General features: G+C 34.6%; 7 protein-coding genes. 6 read left to right on the top strand and 1 reads right to left on the bottom strand.

The genetic code is table 11. The features are described from left to right. Positions 1–10 precede the first annotated feature (10 nt). The 4 genes from JM658_RS03935 (at position 11) to JM658_RS03920 (ending at position 5,212) form a co-directional block, all read left to right on the top strand. Positions 11–1,609 carry a 4Fe-4S binding protein gene (locus JM658_RS03935; protein WP_236957925.1) on the top strand — a complete coding sequence of 533 codons (1,599 nt, stop codon included), beginning with the start codon at positions 11–13 and terminating at the stop codon, positions 1,607–1,609. Between the two features lie 67 nt (positions 1,610–1,676). Continuing rightward, complete coding sequence (locus JM658_RS03930; RefSeq protein WP_236957924.1) at positions 1,677–2,366, top strand: glycosyltransferase family 2 protein; 690 nt, start codon at positions 1,677–1,679, stop codon at positions 2,364–2,366. Beyond that, positions 2,363–3,850 carry a cellulose synthase family protein gene (locus tag JM658_RS03925; protein ID WP_236957923.1) on the top strand — a complete coding sequence of 496 codons (1,488 nt, stop codon included), beginning with the start codon at positions 2,363–2,365 and terminating at the stop codon, positions 3,848–3,850. The genes JM658_RS03930 and JM658_RS03925 overlap by 4 nt, the downstream gene beginning before the upstream one ends. A gap of 33 nt (positions 3,851–3,883) precedes the next feature. Next, positions 3,884–5,212 (top strand): mannosyltransferase, encoded by a 1,329-nt coding sequence (locus tag JM658_RS03920; protein WP_317207848.1) that lies wholly within the window; start codon positions 3,884–3,886, stop codon positions 5,210–5,212. On the opposite strand, the gene JM658_RS03915 is transcribed toward JM658_RS03920, so the two are convergent. Beyond that, the gene (locus tag JM658_RS03915) at positions 5,198–6,070 is read right to left on the bottom strand and encodes a pseudouridine synthase (RefSeq protein WP_236957921.1); all 873 of its coding nucleotides are present in this window, start codon (positions 6,068–6,070) and stop codon (positions 5,198–5,200) included. The genes JM658_RS03920 and JM658_RS03915 overlap by 15 nt on opposite strands. A gap of 406 nt (positions 6,071–6,476) precedes the next feature. On the opposite strand from JM658_RS03915, the gene JM658_RS03910 reads away from it, so the two are divergent. Beyond that, entirely contained in the window at positions 6,477–12,608 is a 6,132-nt protein-coding gene (locus JM658_RS03910) for an Ig-like domain-containing protein (protein WP_236957920.1), read from the top strand. Positions 12,609–12,692: 84 nt separating this feature from the next. Beyond that, complete coding sequence (locus JM658_RS03905; protein WP_236957919.1) at positions 12,693–13,616, top strand: PorP/SprF family type IX secretion system membrane protein; 924 nt, start codon at positions 12,693–12,695, stop codon at positions 13,614–13,616. Positions 13,617–13,619 lie beyond the last annotated feature (3 nt).

The raw sequence follows: 13,619 nt of genomic DNA, 5'->3' as shown, positions 1-13,619 counted from the left end.
ATAACTTTATATGAACAATACAGTACAAAAAAACATGTCCCTATCTGGAGAGCCTCCAGTTGCTCTTAATGTAATACAGAAGCTATCTGTTGTACTAGGAATGTTTGGGCTAGGGGTTTTATTACTCGCTACTTTCAATATTAATTTTCCCAATAAAGGACTCTGGTTATCAATTTCTTTAGGAGCTATCACTGCTGGAATAATATTATTCTCGTATGGAGCTTATGGCGATAAATCTGCTGGGATAAAAAATGATGGTGTTTGGTTTAAGTCAATCTCTTCAAGAGGTTTTTTAGCTTGGCTACTCGGACTCGTTCTAACTGGATTTTATATAGTTCTCTATTTCTACCCACAATACATCGGGTTAAGATCAGAAGGTGGCAATGTTGGCTTAATCGCTTTATTCGACCCATTAAGTAAGCTTTTAAGTGGAAATCCTGCTAGTCAATGGTTTGTATACGGAACGCTCTACACCGTTTCTATATTAGCCTTTGGAATAAAGTTTATATGGAAACACAGACATAACAATTATGAGATTATAAGAACAGTGAGTGTTATGTTCTTTCAGACCGCATTTGCTTTCATAATTCCAGAATTAATGGCTCGTCTTAATTCATCCGAAGCATATAATATCCCTTATTATGATTTAAAGAATATCTGGCCTCTCAACTATTATAATTTTGAGCAATATAGAATGGATGGCTTTATAAGTTCTGGAGATTTAGGAATGGGACTTCTTATTTTCGGAATCGCTTCTATTTTTATAATTACTCCAATCCTAACTTATTTCTACGGTAAACGCTGGTATTGTTCTTGGGTTTGTGGTTGTGGCGGTTTGGCAGAAACTTCTGGTGATGCATTTAGACAGTTATCTGATAAAAGCTTAAATGCATGGAAAATTGAGCGATGGGTTGTACATAGCGTACTTGTTTTTTCTGTTTTAATGACTACGGCTGTTATCCATAGCTATTTAAGCTACGATGCAGCTAAATATTGGCTTAATAAAGACTTTTTCTTAATCGGAGTAGCTGTATTCTTAGGTGTTTTATTTGCTGTAATCTGGATCTTTAAAAAAGAAGAACTTAAAAAAGACGCTCGATATGGTGCAATAGGTTATTTAGCAATTACATTGGGACTTATTGCTATTCACTATTTTAGCGGTAGTAATGTTTTCATTTTCAACCCTGAAACACTAAGAAGTACATATGGATTTTTAATAGGTTCTATATTTTCTGGTGTTATTGGTACAGGTTTCTATCCTATTTTCGGGAATCGTGTATGGTGTCGCTTTGGCTGCCCAATGGCAGCAATATTAGGATTGCAGCAGCGTTTATTCTCTAAATTTAGAATTACAACCAATGGAGGGCAATGTATTTCATGTGGAAACTGCTCTACCTATTGTGAAATGGGAATCGATGTGAGAGCCTATGCTCAAAAAGGAGAAAACATTGTAAGAGCTTCTTGCGTTGGATGTGGTATTTGTTCAGCTGTTTGCCCTCGAGGTGTTTTAAAACTAGAAAACGATACTCCTAAAGGTCGTATTAATAGCGATGCCGTTTTACTGGGTAATGATGTTGATTTACTAGATCTTATCAAACAAAATAAATAATATCATATCTATTCCGACTTATTACGATGAAGGTGGTACTTTTGCAAAATAATTTAGGTGTTTTTTAATGAATATTATTAAGGTAATCATCCCCGCTTACAACGAAGAGGCTTCTATTGCGCATGTTATAAATGACATTCCTGAAATTGTTGATGAGGTTATTGTTGTCAGTAATAACTCTACTGATAATACTGAAATCGTAGCTAAAAAAGCTGGCGCAACAGCTTTATCTGAAGACAGAAAGGGATATGGATATGCGTGTCTGAAAGGGATGGATTACATTCAAAGGAGTGAAAACAAACCTGATATTATTGTTTTTCTAGATGGAGATTATTCTGATTACCCAGAAGAACTTACAAAAGTAATAGCCCCTATTGTAGATGAGAATCTTGATTTTGTAATTGGAGCTAGAACGAAAGAATTAAGAGCTAAAAACTCTATGACTCCACAGCAGGTTTTTGGTAATTGGCTAGCAACAACCTTAATGAACATATTATTTAATGCTAGATTCACAGATCTAGGCCCTTTTAGAGCTATTAAATACGATAAGCTTCTAGCGTTAGAAATGGAAGATAAAACCTATGGCTGGACCGTAGAAATGCAATTAAAAGCATTAAAAAAGAAATATACTTATGTAGAAGTTCCCGTTAGATATAAAAATAGAATTGGGGTTTCTAAAGTTTCTGGAACTGTAAAAGGAAGTATTATGGCAGGGATTAAAATTTTAGGTTGGATTTTTAAATACAGTTTTAAATGATACTTGAAATATTTTCATACATCATTCTTGGGGTTTACACACTAGCTTTAATGCTTATTCTATTTTATAGTTTAACGCAATTAAATCTACTTATCAACTATTTAAAATATCGAAAGGTTGTTAAAAATGAGCCTAAGTATGATTTTCTAGATGCAAAACAAATCCCAACCGTTACAATCCAACTTCCTATTTTTAACGAAGAGTATGTTGTCGAACGTTTATTAAATAATATTGCCAAGATAGAATACCCTTCTCAGAAGTTAGAAATTCAAGTATTAGATGATTCTACCGATGCTTCTATTGATGATACAGCGAAAAGAATTAAAGTCCTTCAAGAAAAAGGAATCAATATAAAACACATTACAAGAGAGAATCGTACAGGCTTTAAAGCTGGTGCCCTAAAAGAAGGATTGGCAAGCGCTACGGGAGAATTTATAGCAATATTCGACGCTGATTTTCTTCCTGCGCATGATTGGCTTAAAAAGACAGTTCCCTATTTTAAAGACCCCGAAATTGGAGTAGTACAAACCCGATGGGGACATATTAATAGAGATTATTCGCTGCTCACCAAAATTCAGGCATTCGCTTTAGATGCTCATTTTACCATAGAGCAAGTAGGTAGAAATTCAAAAGGACATTTTATAAACTTCAATGGTACCGCAGGTATTTGGCGTAAAAGCTGCATTATAGATGCTGGGAATTGGGAAGGAGATACCCTAACTGAAGATCTTGATCTTAGCTACCGTGCACAGTTAAAAAACTGGAAATTTAAATATCTAGAAGATGTAGAAACTCTTGCGGAGCTTCCAGTAGTTATCAGTGCCGCTAGAACACAACAATTTAGATGGAATAAAGGGGGAGCAGAAAATTTTAGAAAAATTGTTAGTAATCTACTTGCTGCAAAAAATATTTCAGCAAAAACAAAATTTCACGGTTTTATACATCTATTAAATAGCTCTATGTTTCTTAGTGCTTTTATTATTTCCTTTTTAAGTGTTCCTATTTTATTCATAAAACAACTAGATTTTATTCCGAAATGGATATTTGATCTCACGGGAATATTTATTTTAAGCACTTTAATTCTCTACGTCTGCTATTGGTTTACGTATAAAAACATCCAATCTAAAGGGACTAAAGGCTTTATTGCTTACACCCAAATATTCGTTACTTTTTTTACGGTGATTCTTGGGTTTACACTTCATAACAGTTTTGCTGTAATCGAAGGCCATATGGGAAAACGAAGTGATTTTGTAAGAACCCCAAAATTTAATATTAAAAATATTTCTGATTCTTGGAAAGGGAATAAATATATGGTAAAGTCCATTTCTAAGAATATTATACTCGAAGCACTCCTGATAATTTATTTCTTATTTGGAATGCTAAGCGCATTTAAATTACACGATTTTAGCTTATTCCCTTTTCACCTAATGCTCGTTATTGGTTTTGGTTTTGTATTTTTCCATTCAATTAGGTCACGAGTATAAATGTTCGATTATTGGAAAAAGCATAAATTTTCTTTGCTATTTATAATAGCTTCTATCCTATTCTATTTTAGTTTTGGATACGATTTAGAGCGAACTGATTTTATAAAACTCATTAGTTTATACATCGCTTTATTCTATTTTTTTTATAAAATTATAGTTTTTGAAAAGAGCAACTTTTTATTGTTGCTGATTTTTGGAATCACCGCCAGACTAGTTTTTATTGGGGCTACGCCAAACCTATCTCAAGACTTTTATCGTTTTATATGGGACGGGAAGTTGATTCTTAATGATATAAACCCCTATTTACACACTCCAAACGAACTCATAAGTAAAGATTTATTTTCTTCTGAAGTTTTTAAAACTCTTTATAACGGGATGGGAAACCTAAGCGCCTCTCATTATAGTAATTACCCACCTGTTAATCAGTTACTATTTTTCTTGAGTGCTTTTTTTGGCGGTGAAAGTCTTTTAGGAAATATTATTACACTCCGATTATTTATAATCCTTGCGGACATTGGTATCTTATACTTCGGGTTAAAAATAATATCGCTACTAAAATTACCGAAACATCAGATCTTCTGGTACTTTTTAAATCCATTTATAGCCATAGAACTTACTGGGAATCTACATTTTGAAGGTGTAATGCTGTTTTTTCTGGTAGCAGCATTATATTTTATATTAAAAAACAAATGGATTCTTGGTGCTGTATTGATAGCAATATCTATTTCAGTAAAACTCCTTCCGCTACTCCTATTGCCTCTTTTTTTACGATGGTTTATAAAGGATTCAAAGCAATTAAAGGCATCAGTACTAAAACTAACAGCCTTTTATTTTATAGTTGGAATTGGGATACTAGCAACATTCCTCCCTTTTATTTCTTCAGAACTAATTAATAATTATAGTGCTACTATTGGACTTTGGTTTAGAAAATTTGAGTTCAATGCGAGTATATATTATATCGTAAGGGAGATTGGTTTTTATACAAAGGGATATAATATTATTGAAACCGCAGGCTTTAGAATGGCGATTACCGTTTTATTATTTATTATCTCGCTAGCAATATTCAGAAAAAACAATCAGCCAAAAACATTGATTGTTTCAATGCTAATGGCTGTTACTTTTTACTTCTTTATGAGTACCACCGTACACCCTTGGTATATTGCTACTCCTCTAATTTTATGTGTATTTACAAACTATAAATATCCAATTATTTGGTCTCTTGTTGTTGCGCTAAGCTATTACGCCTATTCACAAAGTATTTTTAAAGAAAACCTATGGATTGTAGCCTTAGAATACATAATTATTTACAGCTACTTTTTACTAGAAGTTTTTATTAAAAAACCCCTTTTAAAGCATCTTTAGGTTGATTAACTCCTGATTTGTAAGGTGTCTCCATGTTCCTCTAGGAAGATCCTTCTTTGTTAATCCGCCGTAAGCAACTCTATCAATTTTAATGATTTCATATTCTAGGTGTTTAAAAATACGAGAAACAATTCTATTTCTATTGCTATAGATTTTTATCCCGATCTCATTTTTATTTCCACCTTCAATAAAAGTAATCTCCTCTACTTTTATCTCCTTTTCATCAATAACTAGTCCTTCTCTTACTCTGTGAAGATCTTCGTGTTTAAATGTCTTATCTAAGGTTACATGATAAATTTTTCTAAAACCTTGCCCTTGCGTAAGACGACTAGATAATTCAATATCATTAGTAAACAATAGTAATCCTGTAGAATTCCTCTCTAACATCCCAACAGGTGCGATTCTGCTTTTGGTAGAATTACCTACTAAATCCATCACAGAACGCTTTCCTTTTTCTTCAGAATTCCCTGTTATAAAACCTTTAGGCTTGTTTAGTAAAACATATGCTTTTTTTTCAGGAGTAATGCTACGTCCATCAAATTTAACCTCATCGGAGAGTTTTACTTTATATCCCATCTCAATAACAACATTACCATTTACAGTAACATTTCCAGATGCAATATATATATCTGCATCTCTACGAGAGCAAACACCACTATTTGCGATATATTTATTTAACCGAATTTCATCGGAAGCCGATTTACTCTTTTTTGGAGAAGGAGTACTTTTTACAGGGGAATTACCTCTGGCAAAACTCTTTCCTTTCATGTTCCCACCTTGTCTTCCTGAGAACTTTTTATTTCCTCCTGCATCTCTTCCAGAACTCTTACCTTTTCTTGATTTATCCTCTCTACTCATAAACTTATTTTTTGCAAAGATATGGTAATCAAATTCAAAACATAAAAAAAGAAATATTATTAATAATAGATAACTTCAATTTTTAACATTATAACAGTAATATTAACTTTTAATAATATTCGTAACAATTAACATAATTATATAACTTTTCACATCAAAACATAACAAAATTATTGAGTTTTTAACTTCATTTTAACAAAACCAAGGTTGAACAAACTTCGTATATATAGAAATATTGACTGTATGAATTTTAATACAAAAATCAATATTACGTTAGCGGATTATAAGTTTTTACTTAAAAAAACACGTATATATACTGCTACAAATAACATAGGTACTCCCTCCCCTACACCCAATATTACTGACTTCCCCTTTACTTACGCAAACCAACGTAAACCGATAACCTATGAGAAATTTTACCACACAATTAAAATTTTGCGCAGCGATTATTTGCGCGCTTTTGTTTAACATTGAGTCTCATGCTCAATCGCAAACTTTCACTAATTCAATCACTAGTGAGAGATTTACTGACAACTCTGGAAATGCAATCGATGGAAATTTAAACACCAAAGCAAATGTGAGAGCAAGTTCTGGATTAATAGTAGGACTGGGAAGCTATTCTGGTCGTATAGAACTCAAGTTTCCACAAACTGTTCCAGCAAATACAACTTCTTATATAAAAATAGACACTGACCAGAATTTACTTCCCACTTTATTAGGAGGAAGCTTAGGTTCTTTGCTATCAGATGTATTAGGAACAGTACTTATAGGTAATCAAGAGTTTACTGTTCAAGCATTAAATGGAGGAACTAGCATTATTACTGGCCGGTCTGAGGTTGAAAACAGTATGGCCACAGATAGATTGAGAATTGTTGTAGATGGAAATGGAAAATATTTTATTGCCATCACTCCAAACCAAGCATACGACCGAGTACGACTTACCAACAGATTAGGATCTCTTGTAGGACTAGGAAACACTAAAAGGCTTGGTGTTTACGATGCTTACTATGCTACCAATCTATTAGAATGTGGGAATCCTTCCTTTACATCATTTGACGGTAGCGGGATTAGCTTAGACCTTCTTAAAATTGGAGGTGCGGGTGTTAGAAATCCTCAATATGCTATTGATGGAAACCCAGCAAATCACTCTGAATTAAATTTAGGAATCTTAAGTGTTTTAGCGTCAATACAACAGTCTATCTATTTTGAAGGATCATCAAATACCACAGACAGCTTCAATATCCGGTTAAAACTATCACCTGCTTTAATTTCAGTGGGAGCTTTAAATAGCATCAATATTATTGCTAGTAATAACGGTGAAGTAGTACAAAACATACCTTTTTCAAGTTTATTAGATGTAGACCTACTTAGCCTCATACAAATACAAGCAAATAAAAATTTACCAACATCAATTCCTTTTAGCCCTGGAGTACCTGTAGACAAAATTACAGTTCGCTACAGCTCACTTTTAAATGTAGAGATTGCCCAAAGCTTGGATCTTTATGGAATTACTAGAACACCTGCTTTACCAATCATTAGTGAAAGTTCTAAAAATGTGTCAGTATGTATAGGAACAAGTGCTGACTTAACGGCGAGCACAAATCCAACAGACCTACAAATAAGATGGTATGATGCTGCAACTGGAGGCAACTTAATAGCATCTACAAACTCAGGAGATGTTTTTACAACGCCAACAATAAACGAAGACACCACCTTTTATGCAGCTTCTGTTAAATCAGGATGCGATACAGAATCGGCAAGAGTGGCTGTTCATGTTAGAGCGATAGATAGACCAACAGCAGCAGACATTACGATAACAGGAGCCGAAAATGACATATGTGAATCTAGTAATGCTATACTGACACCGTCAAGCAGCATTAATGGAACTTTCAACTGGTTTTTTGACCCTGAGAAAGTAACTCCAATCACCAATGGTTTGACACAAGGTTCAATAACATATACTATTGATGAAAATGGAAAACTTACTGTTTCTGGGTTAACACCTACAGACACTCCAATAAGTTATTATGTAAGTATTACCAATGATGAGACAGGATGTAATAATGCTAATGGCGACTTAGCGCAAGCAACAATAAATGTAATAACGAACACGCTAAACCCTACCATAACACTTGATACTAATATTACTGCCGATGATGTTATAAACATTAATGAATCTAATACATCTATCATTATTTCAGGAGATACAGGAGGAGATTCACAACCTGGAGATTCGGTCACACTTACCATTAATAAAGTGAAATATTCTGGAACAGTAGCACCCGATGGTAGTTTTCAAATTCCTGTAAACGGAAGTGATCTTCTGGCAGATAGTGATCTTACAATTCAAGCTACAGTAGAGAGCAACAATACTATATGTACTAGTAGTGGTACTGATACAGAAACATACACCATAGATGTTACTCCTCCTACTGCACCAACGGTAAATGAACAACAAACAAATGATACAACTCCTGCAATAACTGGAACCGCAAACTCAACAGATCAACTTAGTATTGATTTAAATGGAATTACCTATACCGAAGGAGATGGAAACTTAACGGATAATGGAGATAACACATGGATGTTACAAATCCCAACAGGAAATGAATTGCCAGAAGGTGTTTATGATATTATCGCAACAGTTAATGACGCTGCTGGAAATTCTTCAACAGATAATACTATAAACGAACTGACTATTGACCTCACAGACCCACAAATTCCAACAGTAACTCCATTATCAACTAACGACAATACTCCTAAAATTTCTGGTACTGCATTGTCAGAAGATACAATAGAAATAACTGTAAATGGGATCACATACTCAGAAGGAGACGGAAACTTAACCGACAATAGTAATGACACATGGACGCTACAAATTCCAGATGGAAATGCTATCCCGGATGGAACATACGATGTCATGGCAACGGCTACAGATATAGCTGGAAATACCGCTAATGACAATACAACAGATGAGTTAACAATAAACACATTAGCTCCTAATGCGCCTACGGTAGACTTACTTGCTACCAATGATAACACTCCAAATATTACAGGTACTGCAGACTCTGTAGATGATTTAACTGTATTAGTAAATGGAATTACATACACAGAGGGAGACGGAAACCTAACCGATAACGGAGATGATACATGGACATTGCAAATTCCAGATGCAAACACACTTCCAGACGGAATTTATGATGTAAAAGCTACAGCTTCAGATGGAATGTTAAGTGCTAACGACAGTACTATAAATGAACTGACTATAGACACCACTCCTCCATCAACCCCTACAGTAAATCAACAGGACACTAATGATGCAACTCCAATTATAACTGGTACAGCCATTTCTGAGGATAACCTTAAAATAATTGTAAATGGAATTACATATTTAGAAGTGAACGGAGATTTAACAGATAACGGAGATGACACATGGACACTACAAATTCCTGATGCAAATGAATTACCAGATGGTATTTATGACGTGCAGGCTACACTCACGGATGAAGTTGGAAATATTGCAAATGATAGTACTACAGATGAACTAAACATCAATACTAGTATTCCAGATGAGCCAACCGTAGACTTCTTAGCAACTTCAGATAATACACCAACTATTACTGGAACCGCAAATTCCATTGATGAATTGGAGGTAACCGTAAATGGAATTACTTATACAGAATCCGATGGAAACTTGATCGACAACAGTGACAACACATGGGCATTAAAGATTCCAGATGGAAATGCACTCCCTGATGGTTTTTATGATGTAAAGGCACTAGTTACTGATACCTTTGGAAATACTAATTCTGATACTACATTAAATGAATTAACAATTGATACCGCCGATCCAACTATTCCAACAGTAAATAGTTTAATTACAAACGACACTACACCAACAATTACTGGGACTCTAGATTCTCAAGATCAATTAAGCGTTACTGTAAATGGAATCACATACGTAGAAAAAGATGGAAATTTAATTGATAATGAAAACAATACATGGACATTAAATATCCCTGCTACTAATGAGCTTCCAGAAGGTGTTTACGATGTTGTTGCCTCTGTAATGGATCCTATCGGAAATACTTCAGTAGACACCACTACAGATGAACTAACGATTGACGCCACACTTCCAAACACCCCAACTGTAAATAGCTTAGCTACAGAAGACACCACTCCAATGATTAATGGTACAGCTACTTCTACAACAGATCTTACAGTTGAAGTAAACGGAATACTATACACAGAAGGTGATGGAAATTTAACTGATAATAATGACAATACATGGACGCTACAGATTCCAGATGAGAATACTTTAACAGAAGGAGTTTATGATGTAATAGTAACGGCTACAGATATGGCTGGAAATTCTGCAAGCGACAACACCACGAATGAACTGACTATTAACAGCGCAATTATCACCCCTACAACTCCCACTGTTAATCAATTAACTACAGAAGATACAACTCCTACAATTACAGGAACTGCAGATTCTAACGACAACCTCATAGTTACAGTAGATGGTAAAACATATACGAAAGGTGATGGTAGTCTTTTTGACAACGGAGATAACACATGGGCATTAACTATACCGACTAACAACACCTTAAATTTTAAAACGTATGATGTTGTTGTTACTGTTATGAATGCTTCTGGAGGAACAGCTACAGATACCACTACCGATGAACTTAAAATTGTTAGTCCTGATGAGGATACATTCCCTATAACTCCAACAGTAAACCAAATAACAACGGGAGACACAACACCAATAATCACAGGAACTGCAGATTCTGATGATAATATAAATGTTTCTTTAGATGGAAATAATTATACAGAAGGTGATGGAGATCTAACGGATAATGGTGATGATACTTGGACATTACAAATCCCTGATGAAAATATGCTTTCTGAAGGAGTTTATGATATAGTTGCAACAGCTACAAATAACAATGGAAATTCATCAACAGATAATACTACAAATGAACTTACCATAACCAGTCCTGCAAACACTCCTACAATTCCTACAGTAAATCAATTAATTACTGAAGACACAACTCCTATCATCACAGGAACAGCGGATTCTAATGATACGCTGAATATTGGTTTAGATGGAAATATCTATACTGAAGAAGATGGAAACTTAACGGATAATGGAGATGATACTTGGACACTACAAATTCCTGATGAAAATACACTTTCTGGAGGTGTTTATGATATTATCGCAGTGGCTACAAACGATAGCGGAAACTCATCAACAGATAACACTACAAATGAACTTACAGTTATTACTGCTGATGATAATACGCCACCTACAACGCCAACTGTAGACCAAATAGTCACAGATGATACTACTCCAATTGTTACTGGAACTGCGGATTCTAATGATGATTTGAGCATTGGGCTAAATGGAAACACATACAACGAAGGTGATGGAGATTTAATTGATAATGGAGATAATACTTGGACACTTCAAGTACCAGACGACAATATCCTCCCTGACGGAGTATACGATGTGGTAGTAACTGCGACTAATGCTGACGGAAATACAGCTAATGACGGTACGATTAATGAGCTTACCATTATTTCTGCTGATGACAATACGCCACCTACAACGCCAACTGTAGATCTTATAGTTACCGATGACCCTACTCCAATTGTTACTGGAACAGCGGATTCTAATGATGATTTGAGCATTGAATTAAATGGAAACACATACAACGAAGGTGATGGAGATTTAACTGATAATGGAGATAATACTTGGACACTTCAAGTACCAGATGACAATATCCTCCTAGAAGGAGTTTATGATGTGGTAGTAACAGTAACTGATACTGATGGAAATATAGCCAATGATGACACTACTAATGAGCTTTCTATAGAGAGTATTCCAGTTTCAGACATTACAATATCAAAAACTGTTGATAATATAAATCCTTTAGTGGGAGATTACATTGAGTTCACCATTCAAGTAATAAATAGTGGAGAAACTGAATTTAAAGATGTAGTTATTGATGAGGTTATTGCCACAGGATTTACCTATCAACAGCATTCTGCTTCAGAAGGAAACTATATTCCTTCCAATGGAGTGTGGAATATCCCTTCCTTAATGCCTAATCAGACAGTAAATCTAAGTATTAAGGTTCAAGTAAATCCTACTGGAAATCATTCGAATGTTGCTACAATAATCTCAACAAATCCAACAGATGACAATATCTCTAATAACACTTCAGAAGTAATAATAGAGCTAAGTTGTTTAACCGTCTTCAATGAATTCACACCTAACAACGATGGTTATAATGATTTCTTTAGGATTGAGTGTATTGAACAATACCCAAACAATGTATTGAAAATCTTTAACAGATACGGAAATAAAGTATTTGAGACTACTGGTTATCTAAATAATTGGTCAGGGATAGCCAATGTAAACGGTGCTGTAGATAGAGGTAAGCAACTCCCTGCTGGAGTCTACTTTTACTCTCTTCAAATAGATGAACTGGGTGAAGATATATCTGGCTGGCTATATATAGCTAAGTAAGAATTGATGCACTCTATTTAACTCATATCAATGAGGGTAATAGATTTTAAAAACCATAATCAAAACCTCAAAAAATTAAATCTTATGAAAATTTCATTTCCATATAAAACAGGATTAATAACATTAGTGTTCTTCTGGACTATTAATGTTATCACAGCACAACAACAACCTCAATTCACTCAATATATGTATAATACGCTTTCTCTTAACTCTGGTTATGTGGGAGCAAACAGATTAGAAGTTGCATTAATACATCGCTCTCAATGGGTGGGGCTCGATGGAGCCCCAGCAACTCAATCTCTTACAGTTGGAGGCAGAGTTGGAGAACGAATAGGAGTTGGATTAACTGTAATTAATGATAACATCGGTCCATCAAATCAGCTAGATATGAATGGTGTTTTCTCATACAATTTACCCATAAGCTATAATACTTATTTATCTTTTGGAATGAATGCTGGGCTAGACATTCTCAATGTAGATTGGTCTGAGGGGAAATATGCAGAATCTCAAGATCCAATTTTAAATAATAATGTAAATAACTTGAGGCCTATAATTGGTGCTGGTGCCTATTTACATAGCGATGCGTGGTATGTTGGAATCTCAACACCAAATTTCATCAAAACAGAAACTTATAATGATGACGATGAAATTGTAATCGACCAAACAACACAATTCTATCTTATCGGGGGGTATGTATTTGAAATTACACCAGATTTTAAATTAAAACCTTCTACCCTTTTAAAATATACAGAAGGTGCTCCTGTAACTGTAGACCTATCTCTAAATGCTATGCTCCAAGAGAAATTTACTATTGGAGCGGCTTATCGCTTTAACGACGCAATGAGCTTTATGCTAGGCTTCCAAATCTCACGTAACTTCTTTGCGGGATATGCTTTTGATTATGCTACCACAGAACTTAATAAATATAATGATGGTTCTCACGAGATCATATTACAATACACATTACCAAACTTTAATAGAAGAGCACGTTCACCTAGATTCTTTTAAAAC

This window comes from Joostella atrarenae, from assembly GCF_021764745.1.
GTDB lineage: Bacteria > Bacteroidota > Bacteroidia > Flavobacteriales > Flavobacteriaceae > Galbibacter > Galbibacter atrarenae.
The sequence above is the reverse complement of the archived record's forward strand: the minus strand, read 5'-3'. Positions and strand labels throughout refer to the sequence as shown.